General features: G+C 30.6%; 20 protein-coding genes. 19 read left to right on the top strand and 1 reads right to left on the bottom strand.

Going from position 1 to position 22,531, the window contains the following annotated elements; translation table 11 throughout:
- Window positions 1-108 precede the first annotated feature (108 nt).
- From ACZ5N4_RS19585 to ACZ5N4_RS19515, 15 genes are all read left to right on the top strand, one after another.
- A complete protein-coding gene (locus ACZ5N4_RS19585) occupies window positions 109-381 on the top strand; it encodes a YlmC/YmxH family sporulation protein (RefSeq protein WP_464204195.1) in 273 nt (90 codons plus the stop codon).
- Between the two features lie 55 nt (window positions 382-436).
- Window positions 437-1,642: an aspartate kinase gene (dapG, locus tag ACZ5N4_RS19580; RefSeq protein WP_464204194.1), complete on the top strand. Its 1,206-nt coding sequence runs from the start codon at window positions 437-439 to the stop codon at window positions 1,640-1,642.
- 62 nt (window positions 1,643-1,704) lie between these two features.
- Window positions 1,705-2,430 carry a ClpP family protease gene (locus ACZ5N4_RS19575; RefSeq protein ID WP_464204193.1) on the top strand — a complete coding sequence of 242 codons (726 nt, stop codon included), beginning with the start codon at window positions 1,705-1,707 and terminating at the stop codon, window positions 2,428-2,430.
- Between the two features lie 270 nt (window positions 2,431-2,700).
- On the top strand, window positions 2,701-4,956 hold the full coding sequence (locus tag ACZ5N4_RS19570) for an FtsK/SpoIIIE family DNA translocase (protein ID WP_464204192.1): 2,256 nt from the start codon (window positions 2,701-2,703) through the stop codon (window positions 4,954-4,956).
- Between the two features lie 176 nt (window positions 4,957-5,132).
- Window positions 5,133-6,473 (top strand): 30S ribosomal protein S12 methylthiotransferase RimO, encoded by a 1,341-nt coding sequence (gene rimO / locus ACZ5N4_RS19565; protein ID WP_464204191.1) that lies wholly within the window; start codon window positions 5,133-5,135, stop codon window positions 6,471-6,473.
- On the top strand, window positions 6,457-7,044 hold the full coding sequence (gene pgsA / locus ACZ5N4_RS19560; protein ID WP_464204190.1) for a CDP-diacylglycerol--glycerol-3-phosphate 3-phosphatidyltransferase: 588 nt from the start codon (window positions 6,457-6,459) through the stop codon (window positions 7,042-7,044). The genes rimO and pgsA overlap by 17 nt, the downstream gene beginning before the upstream one ends.
- A gap of 247 nt (window positions 7,045-7,291) precedes the next feature.
- Window positions 7,292-8,356, top strand: coding sequence for a recombinase RecA (gene recA, locus ACZ5N4_RS19555; RefSeq protein ID WP_464204189.1), 1,065 nt, complete (start codon window positions 7,292-7,294; stop codon window positions 8,354-8,356).
- A gap of 317 nt (window positions 8,357-8,673) precedes the next feature.
- The gene (rny, locus tag ACZ5N4_RS19550; RefSeq protein WP_464204188.1) at window positions 8,674-10,215 is read left to right on the top strand and encodes a ribonuclease Y; all 1,542 of its coding nucleotides are present in this window, start codon (window positions 8,674-8,676) and stop codon (window positions 10,213-10,215) included.
- A 145-nt stretch (window positions 10,216-10,360) separates the two neighbouring features.
- Window positions 10,361-10,621: a stage V sporulation protein S gene (locus ACZ5N4_RS19545; protein WP_066620210.1), complete on the top strand. Its 261-nt coding sequence runs from the start codon at window positions 10,361-10,363 to the stop codon at window positions 10,619-10,621.
- A gap of 199 nt (window positions 10,622-10,820) precedes the next feature.
- Window positions 10,821-11,687, top strand: a complete 867-nt coding sequence (locus ACZ5N4_RS19540; RefSeq protein WP_464204187.1) for a decaprenyl-phosphate phosphoribosyltransferase — start codon at window positions 10,821-10,823, stop codon at window positions 11,685-11,687.
- A gap of 17 nt (window positions 11,688-11,704) precedes the next feature.
- Window positions 11,705-12,958: a hypothetical protein gene (locus ACZ5N4_RS19535; RefSeq protein ID WP_464204186.1), complete on the top strand. Its 1,254-nt coding sequence runs from the start codon at window positions 11,705-11,707 to the stop codon at window positions 12,956-12,958.
- Window positions 12,955-13,311: an EamA family transporter gene (locus tag ACZ5N4_RS19530; RefSeq protein WP_464204185.1), complete on the top strand. Its 357-nt coding sequence runs from the start codon at window positions 12,955-12,957 to the stop codon at window positions 13,309-13,311. Before ACZ5N4_RS19535 ends, ACZ5N4_RS19530 begins: the two co-directional genes overlap by 4 nt.
- Window positions 13,312-13,398: 87 nt before the next feature.
- Window positions 13,399-14,256: a PHP domain-containing protein gene (locus ACZ5N4_RS19525; RefSeq protein WP_464204184.1), complete on the top strand. Its 858-nt coding sequence runs from the start codon at window positions 13,399-13,401 to the stop codon at window positions 14,254-14,256.
- Window positions 14,253-15,446, top strand: coding sequence for a pyridoxal phosphate-dependent aminotransferase (locus tag ACZ5N4_RS19520; protein ID WP_464204183.1), 1,194 nt, complete (start codon window positions 14,253-14,255; stop codon window positions 15,444-15,446). The genes ACZ5N4_RS19525 and ACZ5N4_RS19520 overlap by 4 nt, the downstream gene beginning before the upstream one ends.
- Window positions 15,447-15,618: 172 nt before the next feature.
- Complete coding sequence (locus ACZ5N4_RS19515) at window positions 15,619-15,879, top strand: HPr family phosphocarrier protein (RefSeq protein WP_464204182.1); 261 nt, start codon at window positions 15,619-15,621, stop codon at window positions 15,877-15,879.
- A 50-nt stretch (window positions 15,880-15,929) separates the two neighbouring features.
- Here the strand turns inward: ACZ5N4_RS19515 and ACZ5N4_RS19510 are convergent, their stop codons facing one another.
- Complete coding sequence (locus tag ACZ5N4_RS19510; protein ID WP_211144344.1) at window positions 15,930-16,145, bottom strand: DUF378 domain-containing protein; 216 nt, start codon at window positions 16,143-16,145, stop codon at window positions 15,930-15,932.
- A 262-nt stretch (window positions 16,146-16,407) separates the two neighbouring features.
- Between ACZ5N4_RS19510 and purB the strand changes: the two genes are divergently transcribed.
- The 4 genes from purB (at window position 16,408) to ACZ5N4_RS19490 (ending at window position 22,469) form a co-directional block, all read left to right on the top strand.
- Window positions 16,408-17,838: an adenylosuccinate lyase gene (gene purB, locus ACZ5N4_RS19505; RefSeq protein WP_464204181.1), complete on the top strand. Its 1,431-nt coding sequence runs from the start codon at window positions 16,408-16,410 to the stop codon at window positions 17,836-17,838.
- Between the two features lie 412 nt (window positions 17,839-18,250).
- A complete protein-coding gene (gene ptsG, locus ACZ5N4_RS19500) occupies window positions 18,251-20,317 on the top strand; it encodes a glucose-specific PTS transporter subunit IIBC (protein ID WP_464204180.1) in 2,067 nt (688 codons plus the stop codon).
- Window positions 20,318-20,582: 265 nt separating this feature from the next.
- Entirely contained in the window at window positions 20,583-21,116 is a 534-nt protein-coding gene (locus ACZ5N4_RS19495; RefSeq protein ID WP_464204179.1) for a 2'-5' RNA ligase family protein, read from the top strand.
- A 96-nt stretch (window positions 21,117-21,212) separates the two neighbouring features.
- A complete protein-coding gene (locus ACZ5N4_RS19490) occupies window positions 21,213-22,469 on the top strand; it encodes a hypothetical protein (protein ID WP_464204178.1) in 1,257 nt (418 codons plus the stop codon).
- The last annotated feature ends 62 nt before the right edge of the window (window positions 22,470-22,531 follow it).

Here is a 22,531-nt window from a genome sequence, read left to right as displayed (position 1 = left end):
TAGTCTAGCGGAGAAAAATCCTCCTTCACTGTCCTCTGTCAATTGTCAATTGTCCTCTATTAAAAATATTGCTTTGCAATATTTTTAAATTATTAAGGAGGTATATATATGAGTGAAAATGTAAAGTTTTATAGTGAGATGGAAAGATACGAGATTATAAACGTAAATGATGGAGATAGATTTAACTGCTTGGGTAATAATGATATAATAATTGATGAAGATGGTAATCTAAAACTATTAGTTCTTAATGACAATAAATCTAAGTTTGGTTTATTTTCTAAAAGTGAATTTGTAGAAGTACCATGGGAATATGTAAAAAAAATAGGTTCAAAAACAATAATTATTGATGCAGAAGAAAAAGTATTAAAGAGATCTCGTTAACATATTGGAGATCTCTCTAATATACTATTATTAGAAAAAGCGATGGAGGGTAAAAATGAAAATATTAGTACAAAAGTTTGGAGGAACTTCTGTATCTACTGACGACAGAAGAGAGTTAGTAGTTCAAAAGATATTAAAGGCAAAAGAAGAAGGTTTCTCGACCGTAGTAGTAGTATCTGCTATGGGCAGGAAAGGACAGCCTTATGCAACAGATACCCTTCTTTCTTTAATAAGTGATGAATACAAAAGAGTTAATACTTTAGGGATGGATTTACTTATGAGCTGTGGTGAAATTATAAGCACTGTAGTGATGAGTGATGTATTATCTAAAAATAGTTTGCCGGCTGTTCCATTAACTGGAGGACAAGCGGGTATTATTACAGACAATAATTATAATAATGCATCTGTTTCAAGAGTAGACTCAGAAAAGTTGTTAAATATAATAAAAGAAGGAAAAATACCTGTTGTGGCTGGTTTTCAAGGCATAAGTGAGAACGGATTTATAACCACTCTTGGAAGAGGAGGTAGCGATGTAACTGCTTCCTTGCTTGGCGCTGCCCTAAAGGCAGAAGAAGTTCATATTTATACTGATGTAGATGGCATCATGACTGCAGATCCTAGAATAGTTTCAGATGCATCATTAATTGAAAAAATAAGCTATAATGAAGTATTTCAATTTGCAGATCAAGGTGCGAAGGTGATTCATCCTAGGGCTGTAGAAATAGCCATGAAGTCAAATGTAACACTTGTAATAAAAAATACTCTCAGTGATTGCAAAGGCACTGTAATAAATAGCAATGCAATTAGAAATACTCAAAATATTATTACTGGAATAACTTCTATGGACAAAAGAGTACAAGTAACAGTAGAATTAGATGAAAATAAAGAGAATGAAAATTATGATATACTTTTAGATGAATTAGCTCAAAATCTAATAAGTATAGATTTAATAAATGTGTTTCCTAAACAAAAAATATTTACTATAGATGGAAGAGATCTAGATAGCTTTAAGATCATTATGGAAGAACTTGGCCTAATTTATTCATATGTAGAAGAATGCAGTAAGATTGCAATAATCGGAAGTAGAATGAGAGGCCTTCCAGGTGTAATGGCTAAAATATTAAGAGTATTAACTAAGGCAAAAATAGAAGTCCTTCAGACTGCTGACTCTCATACTACGATTTGGTGTCTTGTAGAAAGTAAAAATTCGGAAAAAGCAATAAATACGCTGCATAATGAATTTAAGTTAGGCAGCGAATAAAATTAAAATGAATATCAGTCCCTTATAATGCACAAAATATATTTATGCAAGGAGGGATTGATATGCAAGAAGAAAAAGATAACAAAGGAATTAAAGAGCAGGAAGAAAATAAAGGCAATAAGGAACTGCAGAATATAAAAGAATTAGGTGTACAAAATATTCCTAAAGCTAAAGATAGAATTCAAATATTACCTATAATCGGTCAAATTGAAGGGCATGTGGCGTTACCACCACAAACTAAAACCACTAGGTATGAACATGTTATACCACTACTAATTGCCATTGAGAATGATCCAAATGTTGAAGGAGTACTTGCAGTACTAAATACTGTGGGAGGTGACGTAGAAGCAGGATTGGCAATATCAGAAATGATAAGAAGTTTGAGTAAACCTACAGTATCTTTAGTGATTGGCGGAGGACATTCTATTGGAGTACCTCTTGCTACTGCTGCAGACTACTCCTTTATTTCACCTTCGGCTACTATGATAGTTCACCCAATAAGGATGAATGGCCTTGTTATAGGTGCGCCTCAAACCTTTGAATATTTTAATAAAATGCAGGAGAGAATTATTGAGTTTATAGTGAGAACTTCAAAGATAGATAGAGATAGATTACGTAAACTTATGGCTCAAACAGATGAATTGTTAAATGATATGGGAACTATTTTAATTGGAAAGCAGGCAGTAGACGAAGGATTGATCGATGAAGTTGGAGGTATAAGTGATGCTATTAAAAAACTAGATGTGCTTATACAAGAGAAAAAAAAGGATACTGAAAGTCAGCCATAGGATATTTCCTATGGTGATTTATATTTATAAGTAATTAAGGCATCTTCAAAAAATAACTAGTTAGTATGATAGTATATTTTGAGTCATACTGTGTCGACAGAACCCGTTGATAGAACAACTGTCAGCGGAACCTGTCTACTTGTCTGATGCAAAATATATGTCGCATCCTTGACTTGTTATTTTATTTCAGATACCTAAAAGGAAATATATTAATTATGTAGAATAACTACATAGATAAGTGTTATTACAATTGTCTTGAGGTGATATGATATGGCTAGAAAAACAGAAAAATATGAATTTGATAGGGACATAAAAGGAATTCTTCTAATTACATTAGGAATATTGATGATAATAAGTGTTTTCTCATCAGCATCATCTGGAATTATTGGAAACTTTACTAAAAAAATATTAATAGCTGTAATGGGATTAGGTGCCTTTGTTTTTCCAGTCTTAATAATATTTACAGGATTTTGCTTTGTGTGTAAAAAGAATAAAATAAATTTTAGCAAAAAGTTTTATGGAATTTTACTCTTTATTATTAATACCCTTCTGCTTATACAAATGATAATAATGTCAGAGTATTATGTAAGTAATGATATAGTAAAAGGAATAAGAATACTATATGAAACTGATAGTCCATTACATGGAGGAATTATAAGTTTTTTAATAGATGTACCTCTTTTTAAGTTGTTTGGCAGTGTAGGATGTTACGTGATTTTTTCTTCAATATACATAATATGTTTTATATTAATGAGTAGGATAACAATTTATGATATATTGCATAAAATAAAGTCCGCATTAAAAGAAAGCAATTATATGGAAGAAGACACAATCATTAATGAAAAAGACAAAAAACCAGAAAAAGCTCAACATAGTGGCAGCATAGAAAAAGAAAGCTTTATAAAAAATATTAATAATAGAATAAAGATTTTGGACTTTATGAAATCAGCAGACAAAAATGTTGAAGAAAAACCTGATGCAGATATTAAAGAAAATAAAAATGTACAGCGTAATATTGAGATTGAATGTGCTTCCGATAAGGCAATAGATGATTCAATAAATGAGGAACTGGACAAGCAAATGACAGGTGGTCATATAAGCTTTAATCAAGAATATAATTTTCCATCCGTTGAGTTGCTAAAAACAAATGTCCAGTCAAAGCTTAATAAAGAAGATAAAAAAGAATTAATAAATAATGCTAACAAACTAGAGGAAACTCTAAGCAGTTTTGGAGTAGAAGCTAAAGTTATTCAGGTAAGTAAAGGACCTTCTGTAACGAGATTTGAACTTCAGCCTAGTCCAGGGGTTAAGGTAAGTAAAATTGTAAATCTATCTGACGATATAGCTTTGGGGTTGGCAGCATCAGGAGTAAGAATTGAAGCGCCTATCCCAGGAAAATCTGCTATAGGAATAGAAGTACCAAATAGAGAACTAACAGCTGTTTATTTAAGAGAAGTTATAGAATCTCCAGAGTTTATTAATTCAAGCAAAAACTTAGCCTGTTCATTAGGAAAAGATATAGGTGGAAACTGTGTAGTTTGTGACTTAACAAAAATGCCCCATATGCTTATTGCAGGAGCTACTGGTTCAGGAAAAAGTGTATGTATAAACACATTAATAATAAGTTTGCTCTATAAATATTCCCCGGACAATGTCAAGCTGTTGATGATAGATCCGAAAGTAGTTGAGCTTAGTGTATATAATGGAATACCTCATTTATTAATACCAGTAGTTACAGATCCTAAAAAAGCAGCAGGAGCATTAAATTGGGCTGTACAGGAGATGACAAGGAGATATAAACTTTTTGCAGACAATGGTGTAAGAAATATTGAAAGCTATAATGAACTATATGAAAAAGGAATAACAGAAAATGAGCTTCCTTTTGTTGTAATAATTATTGATGAATTAGCGGACTTAATGATGGTGTGTCCAAATGATATTGAAGACTACATAGGTCGTTTAGCTCAGATGGCTAGAGCTGCAGGAATGCATTTAGTTATTGCAACCCAGAGACCTTCTGTAGACGTTATTACCGGGGTAATAAAGGCTAATATACCTTCAAGAATATCTTTTGCGGTGTCTTCTCAAATTGACTCAAGAACTATATTGGATACAGCAGGTGCTGAGAAGCTTCTTGGGAAAGGAGACATGCTATTCTATCCAGTAGGTGAGGCAAAGCCAATAAGAATTCAAGGAGCATTTATATCTGAAAGTGAAGTTGAAAAGGTAGTTAACTTTATTAAAGATAAACAAGGTGCACCACAATATGAAGATGATATAATAGATCACATTGACACGAATGCCAATGGAGAAAGTTCAGATGCAGATGAATTATTAGAAGAAGCTACTAGAATAGTGGTAGAAATAGGACAAGCATCTACATCACTTCTGCAAAGAAGGCTTAGAATAGGTTATAATAGAGCTGCTAGAATAATTGATCAGATGGAAGAAAGAGGGATAATATCAGGACGAGATGGAAGTAAGCCGAGACAGGTTCTTGTAAAGAGGGAAAACTATGACAGATAAGGAAAGGCTTACTTAATAAAGAGTTGTTTAAGTCTATAATTATTATGTGTGGTAATCATAGGATAAGATAATTCAGTCTTTTATTGTTATAATTTTTCTTGTAAAATATAAAAAGTAGATTTAAAATAAAATATGAAGTTTTGGATTTAATTACTTATCTAATAGGAGGAAAAATAGTGGATAAATTAAAAGTTGGGCTAATAAGTTTAGGCTGTGATAAAAATAGGATTGATTCTGAAATTATTCTAAGTCATATAAATATGGATAACATTATTGTAAATAATCCTAAGGAAGCAGATGTAATAATTATAAATACCTGTGGATTTATTGAATCTGCAAAGCAAGAATCTATAGATACCATTCTCGAAATGTCAAAGTATAAGGAAAGATTTAGTTGCAAGTTAATTGTAGTTACAGGATGTTTAACTCAAAGATACGGTAAGGAGCTCATGGAGCTTTTACCTGAAATAGATATAATGCTTGGAGTAAATGATTATGACAAGCTAAATGAAAGCATAATAAAATGTATGGAAGATAAAAATTCTAAATTTTATAGCTGCAATTATAGTGACTCTACCATAAATGAGGGTAAGAGAATACTCACTACTGCATCCTTTACAGCATACTTAAGAATTGCTGAGGGATGTGATAACTTTTGTACTTATTGCATAATTCCTAAAATTAGGGGAAAGTATAGAAGCAGAAATATAGAAAGCATATTGGAAGAAGCTAAAAATCTTGCAGCTCAAGGAGTAAAAGAACTTATAGTAGTTGCTCAAGATACTACAAGATACGGAATAGATATATATGGACAAAAAATGCTTCCAAAACTTATAAATGAAATATCTAAAGTTGAAGGAATCCAGTGGATAAGAATACTATATTGTTATCCTGAAGAGATTACAGATGAGTTAATAGATGAAATAGCTAATAATGACAAGGTATGTAAGTATTTAGATATTCCCGTTCAACATATAAGCGATGACATATTAAAGCTCATGGGAAGAAGAGGAAGAAAGCAAGAAATAATAAATAACATAAATAAATTAAGAACAAAAGTAGATGAAATAGTAATAAGAACATCTATAATTGTAGGATTCCCAGGAGAAAGCGAAGAAAATTTTAATGAGTTAAAGGATTTTATAAAAGAAACAAAATTTGATAAGTTAGGTGTATTTAAGTATTCTCAAGAAGAAGGAACACCAGCTGCAGAAATGAAAGAGCAAGTTAATGAAGATATAAAACAAAAACGTGAAGAAGAATTAATGATGCTTCAACAAACAATATCAAAAGACATTAATGATAGTAAGATAAATAGAACCTATGAGGTCATCATTGAAGGAAAAGACAAAGAAGTATGGTATGGCAGAAGCCGTGAAATGGCTCCTGAAATAGATGGTCTAATTTATTTTGAAAGTGACAAAAATTTACAAATAGGAACTATGGTTAAGGTTAAAATTACCAATAGCTCCGAGTATGATTTAATGGGAGTTGTATGTAATGAATCTAGCAAATAAACTTACGTTACTTAGAATACTTTTAGTTCCATTTTTTTTAATGTTTATTACGATTAAAGATATTCCTTACGGAAAGGCTATTGCTATAGTTATATTTGTAATTGCATCTATTACAGATAAATTAGATGGATATATAGCGAGAAGTAGAAACCAAATAACTAGGTTTGGTAAATTTATGGATCCATTAGCGGATAAACTTTTAGTTACAGCAGCATTGATTTCCCTTGTAGAGTATCATATTGTACCTGCTTGGGCAGCTATGATAATTATAGCAAGAGAGTTTGCGGTAACTGGATTAAGGTCAATTGCGGCCTCAGAGGGCATAGTTATTGCAGCAAGCAATTGGGGTAAAGCTAAAACAGTGACGCAAATAATTGCCATTATTTTGGCATTGATAAACCTAAATTACAATCATGTATCTCTTGGAATAATTAAAAAGTATATAACTTATCCTCATAAGTTTTTAAATTTAACAACTAATATTGCAATGGCAATTGCGATTGCAATTACAATAATATCAGGGTTAGATTATTTTATTAAAAATAAAGAAGTAATGAGGGCTGACCGATAAAGATAATGTTGTATAAAAGAAAATTTGTAGATGATAAATTAATTTATTGACATTATTTGGTTAAATATTTGAGATGTGTCTATAATTAAAAATAGAAAGTTCCTGACTTTCAGGAACTTTTATTTTTCCATTGAGATGAGACCTATTGAAAAACTATTATAAAATTTGCTCATTCAGTTGACCGTATACATAAGATAGTATATAATATTAGTAGAACAAATGTTCGATTCGAAAGGAAGTGAACCCTATGGGGAATATTAATACTGATAAATTAAAAGCTTTAGAAGCAGCTATGGGGCAGATAGAAAAACAATTTGGAAAAGGTTCTATAATGAAGCTTGGAGAGCACAGTATACTAAATGTTGATGCTGTTTCTACAGGATGTCTTGACCTTGATATAGCTTTAGGCATTGGTGGAGTACCTAGAGGAAGAGTTGTTGAGATATTTGGGCCTGAGTCTTCAGGTAAAACTACTGTAGCACTTCATATAGTGGCTGAAGCACAAAAATCAGGTGGAACAGCAGCATTTATAGATGCAGAACATGCGCTTGATCCTGCATATGCCAAAAATTTAGGCGTAGATATAGAGAATTTAATTGTATCACAACCAGACACTGGAGAACAGGCTCTAGAAATAGCTGAAGCCTTAGTAAGGTCTGGGGCAATAGATGTAATTGTTGTAGACTCTGTAGCTGCTTTAGTTCCTAAAGCGGAAATAGAAGGAGAAATGGGTGACTCTCATGTAGGACTACAAGCTAGACTTATGTCTCAAGCTTTAAGAAAGCTCACAGGTTCTATAAATAAGTCAAAATGTGTAACTATATTTATCAACCAGTTAAGAGAAAAGGTTGGTGTTATGTTCGGAAATCCTGAAACAACTCCAGGTGGTAGAGCATTAAAGTTCTATGCATCAGTGAGAATGGATGTTAGAAGAATAGATTCAATTAAACAGGGCGATGATATTGTAGGTAATAGAACAAAGGTTAAGGTAACAAAGAATAAGGTTGCGCCACCTTTCAAACAAGCTGAGTTTGATATTATGTATAACCAAGGTATATCAAGACCAGGTAACGTTCTAGATGTAGGGGTAAGGGAAGAACTAGTACAAAAAAGCGGTGCTTGGTTCTCTTATAAAGAAACTAGATTAGGACAAGGAAGAGAAAATGCAAAGCAATTCTTGAAGGAAAACCCTGAGATCCTACTTGAAATTGAGAATAAAATTAGAGAAAAATACGAACTGCCTTTGGCTAAAGCTTTAAATGATAATAAAGTAGATAGTGAACAACCAAAAGAAACTGTTGAAAAAGAGTAGTTTCCTAAAAATCGCAAGTATACAATACTTGCGATTTTATTATATATTTATACTTCTATTGGTGATTAGAGAATCAAGTATTGGTTAAAATATAATAGTATAAAGACAGTATTATAACATAATTATTCAATAGATAATTATAATATAATTAATGTAACACTATAAACTTGACAATATGAAAAATATAATATAAAATTAAGACAAATTCTGGTTTATCATTTGCTTAGTAATTACCAGTTGAATAAATATGACACCTTTTCTATGCTTGCATATTTGACTAAATAATAGATACACAAATAAGCGAAGGAGGTGTTCATGTGAGTGGAATTATATACATTATTATTTTCGGTATAATCGTAGCAGTAGGTTTATTTATTGGATTTTATATGACAAAAAGTAAAGCTGATGCTATAAAATCACAGGCTCTTGAAGAGTCTCATAGATTGAAAGAAGAAGCAGAGAGGGCGGCTGAGTCCAAAAAGAAAGAAGCTATTCTTGAAGCTAAAGAAGAAGTTCATAGATTGAGATCTGACTCTGAGAGGGAATTGAGAGAAAGAAGAAACGAAATACAAAGGCTTGAAAGAAGAATAATTCAAAGAGAGGAACTACTTGATAAGAAGAGTGATTCACTTGAAAAAAGAGAAGATAGCCTAAACAAAAAACAGCAGGAAATTGATGAATTGCAAGCAAGTATAGAAGAATTATATGAAAAACAAAGGGAAGAACTTCAAAGATTATCAGGATTAACATCCGAAGAAGCTAAGGAAATATTATTAGAAGAAATTAACAAAGAAATTAAGCATGAAGCAGCAATTATGATTAAAGAGGTAGAATCAAAAGCTAAAGAAGAAGCTGACAAGAAAGCACGAGAGATTATAACTTGTGCAATACAAAGATGTGCAGCAGATCATGTAGCTGAAACTACAGTACATGTTGTTGCTCTTCCTAATGATGAAATGAAGGGAAGAATAATTGGTAGGGAAGGAAGAAACATAAGAACATTAGAAACCCTAACAGGCGTAGATTTGATAATAGATGATACACCTGAAGCAGTAATTCTTTCAGGATTTGACCCAATAAGAAGAGAAGTAGCAAGAATAGCTTTAGAAAAGCTGATAATTGATGGAAGAATTCATCCTGCAAGAATTGAAGAAATGGTTGAAAAAGCTAAAAAAGAAGTTGAAAATGATATCAAAGAAGAAGGAGAACAGGCAACTTTTGAAACTGGAGTACATGGTCTTCACTCAGAACTAATAAAGTTACTAGGAAGATTAAAATATAGAACCAGTTATGGTCAGAATGTACTAAAGCATTCTATAGAAGTTTCATATTTAGCTGGTCTCATGGCTTCAGAACTTGGTATTGATCCGACTCTAGCCAAGAGAGCAGGATTGCTTCATGATATTGGTAAAGCAGTAGATCATGAAGTTGAAGGTCCACATGCCATTATTGGAGCAGAAGTTGCGAAGAAATATCGTGAGTCTTCTGTAATAGTTAATGCTATTGGTGCTCATCATGGTGATGTAGAGTTTCAATCTTTAGAAGCTGTACTCGTTCAGGCCGCAGATGCAATTTCAGCTGCAAGACCTGGTGCTAGAAGAGAAACACTAGAAGCTTATATTAAGCGTCTAGAGAAGTTGGAAGAGATAGCAAACACATGTGAAGGCGTAGAGAAGTCATATGCCATTCAAGCAGGTAGAGAGCTTAGAATTATGATCAAACCAGAAGATGTTGACGATGCAGGGGCTGTTGAGATGGCAAGGAATATTGCTAAGAGAATTGAAAGCGAATTAGAGTATCCTGGTCAAATTAAAGTAAATGTTATAAGAGAAACCCGAGCAATCGAATATGCAAAATAGTTAAAAAAGACAATAATATTCCTTTTGAGTTTTGTAAAATATGAAAACTTTACAAAATTTAGAAGGAATTTTTAATTTTTTGTAGAATAGTATATTGTAGCGACAATAACAAATAAAGTTAATTATAGTATATAGGAGGTTTACCATGGAAGTATTAAAAGTTTCAGCAAAATCAAGTCCAAATTCAGTGGCAGGAGCGCTAGCAGGAGTTTTAAGAGAAAGAGGAGCAGCGGAGATTCAGGCGATAGGTGCTGGTGCATTAAATCAAGCAATTAAAGCAGTTGCTATTGCAAGAGGGTTTGTTGCACCAAGTGGAATAGATTTAGTTTGCATTCCAGCGTTTACTGACATTGAAATAGATGGTGAAGAAAGGACTGCAATTAAATTAATAGTGCAGCCAAGATAAAAAATAATCAAAATATAATAAATTTGTTAAAAAGGGCTTGAATTTAAATCAAGTCCTTTAATTTATGATGAAAATATGTTAAATTAGATGATGTTGACTATATTATAACCTATGATAAAATGTAAAAAGGTATTCACTAATAGATAAGTAGGTAAATATGATATACAATTTTCAGTTTAAATTATTGAGGAGGAAACCTATGGACGTAAAAGCTATATTTCAATTGATGAGGCCTAAGCAGTGGATTAAGAATTTTTTTGTATTTGCTGCAATAATCTTTTCAGGAAAATTTTTTAATGAAAATATATTGTATTTAAATATTGTAACATTTATTTTATTTTGTCTTACATCATCTTCAATATATGTTCTAAATGACATTGTAGATATTGAGAAAGATAGATGTCATCCTGATAAGAAAAAAAGACCTCTTCCAAGTGGACGTGTTTCTTTGAAAACCGCTGTAATTTTAGATATAATAATTGTTTTATGTGTAACATATTTTTCATATAAAATGCTCAGTATTAAGATACTAAGCATATTAGCAATATATATGGTAATAAATATATTTTATTCCTTTAAACTAAAAAATGTAGTAATAATAGATGTAATGATAATAACCTTTGGATTTGTGTTAAGAGTTGAAAGTGGAAGTTTAGCAACAGGAGTTCAAGTTTCTCCATGGTTATTTTTATGTACTATATTATTGGCATTATTTTTAGCTCTTAATAAGAGAAGAAGTGAAATTATAACTTTAAAGGATAGAAGTGGCTCACATAGAAAGATATTAGAGGAATATTCTGTTGAAATGTTAGATAAGATGCTTATTATAGTGACACCATCTATATTAATGGCATACTGTCTCTATACCTTCAGTTCTGTTCAAAGTAAAACTATGATATTTACTATTCCATTTGTGTTGTATGGAATTTTTAGATATGAATATCTTGTAGATAAGAAAAATGTAGGTGGAAAGCCGGAAGACGTGTTTGGAAAAGATATACCATTTTTCATAAATATAATATTATGGGTGATATCAGTTTTAACCATAATATATTTAAAATTATAGAAAGGACATTAGACATTATGAAAAGTAAAAACTCAAAAATAGGTACATACTATAAAGCTGTATTAATTATTGGGTTATTAGTTTCTACATTATGGGTAGTATTTGTAGATACAAAACCATTTTCAGACTTTCAATATTATTATAATCTTGCTGTCGATATAGCAAATGGTTTACCTTGGGGAGATACTTATACATCTGTAGGATATCCTATAGTTCTTGGTGGAATTTTTAAATTATTTGGTTCAAGTTTAATTATTGCTAAAGTATTCAATTTGATTATTACATTTGCATCTAATTTCTGTCTTTTGTTAATACTTAGAAAGTTAGATATAAATGAATTGGATAGAAGAATTATATTTACCTTATTTGTATTTATGCCAAATAATATTGTATATAATAGTATTCTTGGCACAGAAATACTTTTTACTTTAATATTACTAATTATAACTAATATTTATTTTGGACAAATTAGATTCAAGTATATATTAATAGGTATACTTGCAGGACTTAATACAATGATAAAGCCATTCTTTATAGCAATTTTCTTTGCAATATTTATTGTAGAAATATTGAAAGAAAAAAGATTTACATTAGCATTAAAGAATTCTTTTATAGTCTTAATAGTTTGTATAATAGTAATTTCACCATGGATATATAGGAATACAAAACTTGTAGGACAATTTACATATGTATCAAACAATGGAGGTATCGTTTTATATATAAATAATAATTCTCAAAATAATTTAGGTAGATGGATGGCTGCTAGCGATGTTGAAAATTCAATTGTAAAAACACCAGAATATGAAAAAGCAAACATGACTGAAAAAAATAAAATGCTTGGAGATGCAGCAAAAAAATGGATTAAAAGTCATCCAAAAGAATTTTTAACTCTTGGTTTTAAAAGATTGTATAATACTTACTTTGTAAGTGATGATATCTTGTACAGCACTTATGGAAGCAATTTAAGTGATAATACTAAGACGATAATTTTTTCTGTAGCAAATAATATGAGAAACATAATATTTACACCTGCTGTACTATATATTTTAATTTACAGTATAATAATCTTAAGAGCAATTGTCTTAGGGAAAACTCAATTATTAGATAAATTTACATTATATATTGTAGTGATATTTTTTATGTTTACTTCAGTATATTTTATTACAGAAGGCCAAGGAAGATATGCTTTTCCAGAAATATTTATAATGGTATATTGTTTTTATCAATTTATTAAATCAGCAGTATATAAGTTAAAGGAGTTATTTCTATGATTTGGTTAATTCTAACATCGGTTTTTTTAGGTGCTATAGGACAGGTTTTGGTAAAGTACGGAGCTGTAAATCTTGAATTGAATTTTGCGGCAAGGTACATTTTTTCAAGTATATTAAGTATATTAAAAAATGTACCTGTGATGCTGGGAACTATATCTTATGGACTTAGTTTTCTGGTCTGGATAAAAGTTTTGAGTAAGGTTGAATTGAGTTATGCATATCCTATGGTCAGTATAGGATATATATTAATTATGTTTTTCTCTTACTTTATTTTTAAAGAAAACATTTCACTAATAAGAATAGCAGGAGTAATTTTCATTATAATAGGAGTTATATTAGTAGCAAGAAGTTAAAAAAATATATATAATTGATAATTAAGCCAAATGGTGATATATTGTAGTAAATGAATTTTTTTATATTTTGAGAAAACGGGTGATATAATGCTGTACTCAGATTTACACATTCACTCAAACTATTCAGATGGTAAGCTTTCTCCAGAAAAGATAATTGATTTGTCACAATTAAGAAATATAAAGTGTATTTCCATAACAGACCACGACAGTATTGATTCTCAATATATAGTTAAGAATAGAAACTCAGCAAATATAAAAATCATTCCAGGGTTAGAGCTTAGTTCTCAATATAAGGGGATAGAAGTCCATATTCTAGCTTATTTTATTGATTTAGATGACAAGGCTCTTAAAAATAGACTTACTGATGTTAAACAAAGTAGACAAGAAAGGGCTCAAAAGATAATAAGCAAATTAAATGAATTGAATATAGACATAAATATAGAAGATATAGACAAGGAAGATTATGATAGATCTATTGGAAGGCTTCATATAGCCAAAATTCTAGTTAGTAAGGGATTTGCTGAAAGCACTAAAGAAGCATTTCAAAAATATTTAATTAAAAACAGACCTGCATTTGTGGAACGGTGCAAAATAGATTATAAAGAAGCAATGAAACTTATATTGAATGCAAAAGGAGTACCAGTTTTAGCTCATCCCGGAGAGATATATAGGAATATAGAAATAGAAAATATAATAAAAGATTTAAAGTCATACGGATTAAAAGGTATAGAAGTGTTTCATCCAGCGCACTCTTCTAGAACAGTAAATAATTGTTATAATTTAGCTAAAAAATATTCATTAATTATTACTGGCGGAAGTGATTGTCATGGCACTATTGTAAATGGTGATTATACGCTAGGAACTATAGGTATTAATGAAACTTTAACTTATAAATTTTTTAAAGCAAAATATAAAAACTTTCGTGATATGGAGGAAACAAAATGATATTATCAAAAAAAGCTCAGCAAATACAACCATCTATAACTCTAGCAATAACTGCTAAAGCTAAAAAAATGAAAGCAGATGGAATCGATGTTATTGGCTTTGGTGCAGGTGAACCAGACTTTAATACACCAGAAAATATTCAAAATGCAGCCATCAATGCAATTAGACAAGGATTTACTAAATATACACCCGCATCAGGTATAATGGAGTTAAAAGAGGCAATAGTAGATAAGTTTAGTAAAGATAACAATTTGAATTATAAAACTACTCAAATTATTGTTTCATCAGGCGCTAAACAAAGTTTATCTAATGCTTTCTTAGCTACATTAAATCCTGGAGATGAGGTTATTGTTCCAGTACCTTACTGGGTAAGCTATCCAGAACTTATAAAGCTAGCAGATGGAGTACCTGTATTTGTAGAGACAAGTGAAGAAAGTGGTTTTAAATATGATATAGAAGCCTTAAGAAGTGCTATAACAGAAAAAACGAAAATGATATTATTAAACAGTCCAAATAATCCAACAGGTACAGTGTATACTAAAGAAGAACTTATGGCTATAGCAGATCTTGCTAAAGAAAAAAATATATTAATTTTATCAGATGAAATTTATGAAAAATTGATATATGGGAATACTAAACACATAAGTATAGCTAGTCTAAGTGAAGACTCATATAACAGAACAATTGTTATTAATGGAGTATCTAAAGCATATTCTATGACTGGTTGGAGAATAGGATATTCTGCATCTAGTGAAGAAATAGCTAAACTTATGTCAAATATTCAAAGCCATACTACTTCAAATCCTAACTCAATAGCTCAGTATGCATCTGTAGAAGCTTTAAAGGGTGATGATGCACAAATGATAGAAATGGTTTCAGAGTTCAAAGCAAGAAGAGATTATATGGTAAATAAGATAAATTCAATAGAAGGTGTATCCTGCGTTAATCCTGAAGGTGCATTTTATGTAATGATGAATATATCAAAGATCTTTGGTAAAAAAATTGATGGCGTTGAAATTATAGATTCTATGAGTTTTTCTGAACAATTACTTGATAAAGCCAAAGTAGCTGTTATACCCGGCATAGGTTTTGGTGTAGATAACTATGTAAGATTCTCTTATGCAACTTCGATGGATAATATTCAAAAAGGGCTAGATAGAGTGGAGAAGTTTATTAGTGAACTAAAATAGTACTATTTATTAATAGAAAATTTGTTTTTAATAGATTAAAAATCTTTAATAAATTTATTTTGTGTAATCTTTTACATTGAAAAATAGCCGTTGAAACCTATTAAAAAAGTGTTATAATAAAAAGGAAAGTTTGTCATATATTATTATATTATAGAGGATTGAGGTGAATTTGATGGTATCTAAGGAAGTTACAGTAAAAAGTTCTACTGGGTTACATGCAAGACCAGCAACCCTATTAGTGAAAAAAGCTTCTTCTTTCAAATCAGATATAAGCATTGAATTTGATGGAAAAAAGGCTAATGTAAAAAGCTTAATTGGAGTATTATCATTAGGTGTAACTAAAAATTCAACAGTAAAGGTTACTGCATCAGGAGATGATGAAGCTTTAGCGGTTGAAGAAGTATCTAAGTTAATAGAATCATTAGAAGAATAAAATAATTTTTTATATAAATAAAAGGCTCACTAATATGAGCCTTTTATTTATTATTTAAAGGATTTTTTCATTTTCAATAAAAGTAGTAGCATGTCCACACCGGCTGCGCCAACAAGTATATAAATAATCCTTCCAATTAAATTTACCGGTTCTCCTAAGAGAGCGCCTATTAAATTAAAATTAAATAACCCTATAAGTCCCCAATTTAATGCACCGATAATTACTAGAATTAAAGAAATTTTATCTAATAAGTTAAACTTATACATAAGTACCTCCAAATCCCTATAATTTTATTCTAATAAATTATATTAATTCAGTGATGAAATAGAACAGTTTGTACACAATTTAATTTATATTATTCTTAGAATAAAAAATTATTAATAAAAAGTAATAAATAAGAAAAGATAAAATATGCGATGAAAAAGAAAAAATACGAACAAAATATATATGAAATAAGTTTGATATATGCTATAATGTGAATGAAAAAATAAAAAAAAACAATTACATACGTCTGGAGGTACTTTAATTATGAGAAATACGTATAATACACCGTTAAATACAAGATATTCTTCAAAGGAAATGAGCTATTTATTTTCAGATGAGATGAAGTTTAAAACTTGGAGAAAACTATGGGTGGCATTAGCAGAATGTGAAAAAGAATTAGGACTTAATATTACAGATGAACAAATACAAGAGCTTAGAGATAATATAGATAATATAAATTATGAAGTAGCTGAAAAGAGAGAAAAAGAAGTACGTCACGATGTTATGAGCCATGTTTATGCATATGGTGTACAGTGTCCAAAGGCAAAAGGGATAATACACTTAGGGGCAACCAGTTGTTATGTAGGTGATAATACTGATTTAATAGCAATGAGAGAAGCTCTGTTACTTATAAAAAAGAAAATTATAAATGTAATTAATTCTTTGTCTAAATTTGCAATTCAATATAAAGATGTACCTACATTAGGTTTTACTCATCTTCAGCCAGCTCAATTAACGACTGTAGGAAAGAGAGCAACGCTTTGGATCCAAGAACTTTTTTTAGATCTTGAAAATTTACAGTTTGTAATAGATCATATGAGATTTAGAGGAGTAAAAGGAACAACTGGTACACAAGCAAGCTTTATGGAACTATTTAATGGTGATGAAGATAAAGTAAAAAAATTAGATAAAATAGTAACAGAAAGAATGGGCTTTAAAGAAGAGTTCATGGTAACAGGACAGACTTATACAAGAAAGCTTGACTCAATTATACTAAATACTTTATCAGAAATTGCTCAAAGTGCTTATAAATTTAGTAATGATATGAGAATACTTCAAAATATGAAAGAGATGGAAGAGCCTTTTGAAAAGAATCAAATTGGATCATCCGCTATGGCCTATAAAAGGAATCCTATGAGATCTGAAAGAATAGGAGCTCTTGCAAGATATATAATTGTAAATTCATTAAACCCGGCAATAACTGCATCGACACAATGGTTTGAAAGAACTTTAGATGATTCTGCTAATAAGAGAATTGCAGTTTCAGAAGCATTTTTAGCTCTAGATGGAGTGCTTAACTTATATATGAATGTATCTAGTAATATGGTAGTTTATCCAAAGGTTATAGAAGCACATGTAAAGAGTGAGTTACCATTTATGGCTACTGAAAATATCATAATGGAAGCTGTTAAAAGAGGTGGAGATAGACAGGAACTTCATGAGAGAATAAGACAGCATTCCATGGAAGCAGCTAAAATGGTTAAAATAGAAGGAAAAGAAAATGATTTAATTGAAAGAATCATAAATGATGATTTCTTTAATATGACAAAAGAAGAGATACTATCATTAATTGATTCAAAGAAATTTATAGGTAGAGCGCCAGGGCAAGTAGAAGACTTTATTGAAAAGCAAATAAGACCTATACTTGAAGAAAACAAAGAATTACTTGGGGAAGAAGCGGAAATTAACGTATAGGTATTTTAAAAGGAGACTTAACTTATACAATTGTGTATAAGTTAAGTTTTTATATAAACAGAGTTCTTGTTATCATATGGAGCTTGTCTACAACCACAAAAATAATATAAAAAAACTTTAAAATATATATTGAAAAAAGAAAAATATCTTGATATAATGAATTTGTATTAAGGCAGACAAGCAATGTAAAAGTTTACGCCTAATAAATAAAACTTAATAAAAGTTTTGCGTGTTACTGATTCGATCAGGCATGAGCAAAGGTAGTTATAAGAAATAGTATTGTATCTATTTGTATTAGTCAAATAGATGTTTAAGGATTTCTTATTACCTTGCTCATGCCTTTTGTGTTTTAGAGCACAATAATAATCATAAGTAATGAATTAAATTAAAAATATTGAAGGGAGATAATCATATGTCTAAGAAGAGTAGTATTTTTGGTAAACTACAGCAAATCGGAAAAGCATTAATGCTTCCAGTTGCAATATTACCGGCTGCAGGTATATTACTTGCTTTTGGTAATATGTTTCAAAATCCGGCTTTCTTAAGCCATGCATCATTTTTAAATAATCATGCTTTCCAAACTTTCGCTAAAGTTATGGAGCAATCAGGAGATATTGTATTTGGTAATCTTGCATTATTATTCGCAGTAGGGGTTGCAGTAGGTTTAGCTGAAGGCGAAGGAGTTGCAGGACTTGCAGCAATCGTTGGTTTCTTAATAATGAATAAAACTTTAGGAATAGTAGCAGGAGTTACTCCAGAAGTATTAGCTACTCATAATCCAGCTTACACATCAGTTTTAGGTATTCCTTCATTACAAACAGGTGTGTTTGGCGGTATCATAATGGGTGTTGTAGCAGCACAGCTTTATAAGAAATATTATAACATAGAATTACCTTCATATTTAGGATTCTTTGCAGGAAAGAGATTCGTTCCAATTGTAACAGCAGTAGCAGCTATCGCTATAGGAATTATGCTTGTATTTGTATGGCCGCCAATTCAATACGGATTAAATGCATTCTCACATAATATGATCGATGCAAACCCAACATTAGCAGCATTTGTGTTCGGTGTTATTGAAAGATCATTAATACCATTTGGATTACACCACATATTCTACAATCCATTCTGGTATCAATTTGGGGAATATGTAAGCAAAGCAACTGGTATGGTTGTAAACGGAGACCAAACAATATTTATGGCTCAATTAAAAGATTTCACTCAATTTGGTGTTCTTAGCAATGGTGCTACACACTTCACAGCTGGTACATTTACAACTGGTAAATTCCCATTTATGATGTTTGGATTACCAGCAGCAGCACTAGCTATGTATCATGAAGCAAAACCAGGAAAGAAGGCATTAGCAGCAGGAATACTTGCCTCAGCAGCTTTAACTTCATTCTTAACTGGTATAACAGAACCAATAGAATTTGCATTCTTATTCGTTGCACCAGTACTATTTGGAATTCACTGTATATTTGCAGGCTTATCATTTATGACAATGCAATTATTAAATGTTAAGATAGGTATGACATTCTCAGGTGGTTTAATAGACTATATCCTATTTGGAGTTATACCAAACAGAACAGCTTGGTGGTTAGTAATACCAGTAGGTTTAGTATTCGCAGTAATTTACTACTTCGGATTTAGATTTGCAATTAGAAAATGGAATCTTAAGACTCCAGGACGTGAAGATGATGTGGAAGAAACGTCAACAGCTAATGTTGGAAATGCGGAACTTCCAGCAGCAATACTAAAAGCATTAGGTGGAAAAGAAAATATAACAAACTTAGATGCATGTATAACTCGTTTAAGAGTAAGTGTAAATAACATTAAAAATGTAGATAAGGCTGAACTTAAGAAATTAGGTGCAGCAGGTGTTATGGAAGTAGGAAATAATATTCAGGCTATATTTGGTGGAAAATCAGATCAATTAAAGTCACAAATTAAAGATATTATGTCTGGAAAAACTCCTGTTATTGCAGAAAACACAACTGTTAAAAAGGAAGCTGCTGTGACAAAATCAGCTGATAATGCTTTTGTTGCACCAATAGACGGAAAAATATTATCTATAACTGAGGTTCCAGATGAAGTTTTCTCACAAAAAATGATGGGTGATGGTTTTGCAATAGAACCAGCAAATGGAGAAGTTGTATCACCAGTTAACGGTACAATAACTACTCTTTTCCCAACAAAGCATGCTATAGGAATAACTGCAGACAATGGCCGTGAAATATTAGTTCATTTTGGCATAGACACTGTAAACCTTCAAGGAGAAGGAATAGAAGCTTTGGTAAAACAAGGAGATATAATAAAGGCTGGACAACAACTTCTTAAAGTTGATTTAGCTCAAGTAAGAGGAAAAGTTCCATCAGTTATTACTCCAATTATATTTACAAATTTAGCTGAAGGAGAAACAGTATCAGTTAAGGTTGGAGAACAAGTAAAAAGAGGTCAAAGAGATATTGTAACAATAAAATAATTTAAACAAAAGTAGTATGTGCTGAAGTTAAGCGCATACTACTTTTGTTTTATTTCGAGACAATAAGCTAAAAAGCACATAATGGTTTCACTTGAGTAAATAGTTAAGAGCACTTACCCCTATACCTATAGATGAGTAGTGTTAATGTCAATCAGTTATTGGATAAGTAAAGGTATTTTGGTGAAACTATTTATAGTGGATAGTTATTGGATAAATAGCGGAATTATTGTAAGATGAAGAAAAGATAATAAGGGGTTGATATTTTATGGAGAGATATGTGTTAGTATGTAATATTGAAGGTGATGCTTTAAAGTTTCATGAAAAGATTACGAGCGAGGTATGTCGTAAATTCAATAAAAAGCGTCAAAAGCTTCCTGCACATTTTACAATAAAAGCACCTTTTGAAACAGATCAGATAGATGACATGGTAAATGTTTTAGAAAAGTTTTCTCGTAGCAAGATTAAAACATCTATAAAAATACAGGGCTTTGGTAAGTTTAGACAAGACGTAGTTTATATGAATGTAGAAGTATCAGAAGAAGCAAAACAACTTCATGATGGGCTAATAGATGAAATCACACAAATTCCATGGATAGAATTTAAAAAGAATGAAGGAAAAGATAGGGTATTCCATTGCACCATACTTTCCAGACGAATACAAGATAAATTTAATGAAATTTGGGAGTATGTAAACCAATACGAATGTGAGTTTGATTTATACTTCGATAATCTATCTTTATATATATGGAGGAATAATACCTGGGAAATATATAAAAAGTTTAAGTTCAATGAAGCTTAGAATTAATGACACAACTACTAAAATGCAAAACTATATATCGTAACTAACTTAGGATAGTATTCATACTATATATTAGCAAGTTATGGAGGTATAATTTTGTCAAGGTCAAGAAATAATACAGACAAATTAGTAGACCTTCTTTTTTATGTATTTCCTGAATATATGGATGAATATAATAATCAGAATCACAGCAAAAGACATCACAGGAAAAGAGAAGGTTTAAGAGATGAGGAAAGAGAGGGTTTAAGAGACGAGGAACTAGAAGTTTTAAGAGATGATGAACTAGAAGGTTTTAGAGACGAGATAAAAGGAGAACTTTTTAAAAAATTTAAATCACTTGCTTTTAATGATGATAAACATAATGTGAAAAGTGAGCATAAGGAAGGTAATGCAAAAAAGGTTCAAGGTGATCCTCAGGTAAGTAAAAATAATGATGATGAACTAGAAGGTTTTAGAGATGATATAAAAGGAGAACTTTTTAAAAAATTTAAATCACTTGCTTTTAATGATGATAAGCATAATGTGAAAAGTGAGCATAAGGAAGGTAATGCAAAAAAGGTTCAAGATAATCATCAGCTGCATAAAAATAATACTGACAGAAAGATTATTGAAGAAAGGCATACTGAAGATGCTAATCATAAATGTAACAAGTTTGATAATGAGTGTAAGAATTGTAAGGGATGTAATGTAAAAAAGGTTCAAGGTAATCATCAGTTACGTAAAAATAATACTGAAAGAAATGTTAGTAAAGAAGATACTGAAGATGACAATCATAAATATAACAGGTTTAATGAAGATAAAAAAAGCAGTGATTTTAATTTAAATAATAATGGAAAAATATCAGATAAGGAAGCTGACGATAAGTTTATAAAAGAAAGTTATATATATAATGATGAACTTCAATTTGAAAAAATACTAAAAGTATTGATTAATAGAAAGGTCAACATAGCCATTTCAGACCCTATAAGAAGTATAATATGTAACGTTATTATATTAGAGGTAAGAAGTGATACTGTAATATTAAAGACAGAAGCAAATACTATAATAGTATTATGTATAAAAGAAATAGTGGCAATACAATGCGATGAAAAAGACTATGTTACTTTTGTTAAAAATGTTTATTTTAATAAAAAAGAACATTATGGTGGAGGAGAATTACAGAGCTATCTCTATACTATAATAGGAAAAAGAGTTTTTATACAAACAAAAGGGAATGCAGACTTTAGACACATTAATTGTAAAAAAATAACTGCAGTAGGAGAAGGCTTTGTTGTTATTGAAGATAGTATTATAATATCTATTTGTAAAATTATTTTAGTAGAAGAGGTTGAGTGTTATAAAGAGGATTCTTAATTTCAGATGGAGTTTTAAAGCTCCATCTGAAGCTTATTAACAGGCTTCTTAGTGTCTTTAGC

The sequence above is a fragment of the Clostridium nitrophenolicum genome (assembly GCF_055391695.1).
This window is presented reverse-complemented; position numbering and strand designations above follow the sequence as displayed.

What these genes read in the sequence shown, in the direction of transcription:
- ACZ5N4_RS19520 (WP_464204183.1), top strand. Translation starts at nt 14,253, where the DNA reads ATGATATTATCAAAAAAAGCTCAGCAAATACAACCATCTATAACTCTA.
- ACZ5N4_RS19585 (WP_464204195.1), top strand. Translation starts at nt 109, where the DNA reads ATGAGTGAAAATGTAAAGTTTTATAGTGAGATGGAAAGATACGAGATT.
- ACZ5N4_RS19545 (WP_066620210.1), top strand. Translation starts at nt 10,361, where the DNA reads ATGGAAGTATTAAAAGTTTCAGCAAAATCAAGTCCAAATTCAGTGGCA.
- ACZ5N4_RS19495 (WP_464204179.1), top strand. Translation starts at nt 20,583, where the DNA reads ATGGAGAGATATGTGTTAGTATGTAATATTGAAGGTGATGCTTTAAAG.
- purB (WP_464204181.1), top strand. Translation starts at nt 16,408, where the DNA reads ATGAGAAATACGTATAATACACCGTTAAATACAAGATATTCTTCAAAG.
- pgsA (WP_464204190.1), top strand. Translation starts at nt 6,457, where the DNA reads ATGAATCTAGCAAATAAACTTACGTTACTTAGAATACTTTTAGTTCCA.
- ACZ5N4_RS19575 (WP_464204193.1), top strand. Translation starts at nt 1,705, where the DNA reads ATGCAAGAAGAAAAAGATAACAAAGGAATTAAAGAGCAGGAAGAAAAT.
- ptsG (WP_464204180.1), top strand. Translation starts at nt 18,251, where the DNA reads ATGTCTAAGAAGAGTAGTATTTTTGGTAAACTACAGCAAATCGGAAAA.
- ACZ5N4_RS19530 (WP_464204185.1), top strand. Translation starts at nt 12,955, where the DNA reads ATGATTTGGTTAATTCTAACATCGGTTTTTTTAGGTGCTATAGGACAG.
- ACZ5N4_RS19570 (WP_464204192.1), top strand. Translation starts at nt 2,701, where the DNA reads ATGGCTAGAAAAACAGAAAAATATGAATTTGATAGGGACATAAAAGGA.
- ACZ5N4_RS19540 (WP_464204187.1), top strand. Translation starts at nt 10,821, where the DNA reads ATGGACGTAAAAGCTATATTTCAATTGATGAGGCCTAAGCAGTGGATT.
- ACZ5N4_RS19525 (WP_464204184.1), top strand. Translation starts at nt 13,399, where the DNA reads ATGCTGTACTCAGATTTACACATTCACTCAAACTATTCAGATGGTAAG.
- dapG (WP_464204194.1), top strand. Translation starts at nt 437, where the DNA reads ATGAAAATATTAGTACAAAAGTTTGGAGGAACTTCTGTATCTACTGAC.
- ACZ5N4_RS19535 (WP_464204186.1), top strand. Translation starts at nt 11,705, where the DNA reads ATGAAAAGTAAAAACTCAAAAATAGGTACATACTATAAAGCTGTATTA.
- ACZ5N4_RS19510 (WP_211144344.1), bottom strand. Translation starts at nt 16,145, where the DNA reads ATGTATAAGTTTAACTTATTAGATAAAATTTCTTTAATTCTAGTAATT.
- ACZ5N4_RS19515 (WP_464204182.1), top strand. Translation starts at nt 15,619, where the DNA reads ATGGTATCTAAGGAAGTTACAGTAAAAAGTTCTACTGGGTTACATGCA.
- recA (WP_464204189.1), top strand. Translation starts at nt 7,292, where the DNA reads ATGGGGAATATTAATACTGATAAATTAAAAGCTTTAGAAGCAGCTATG.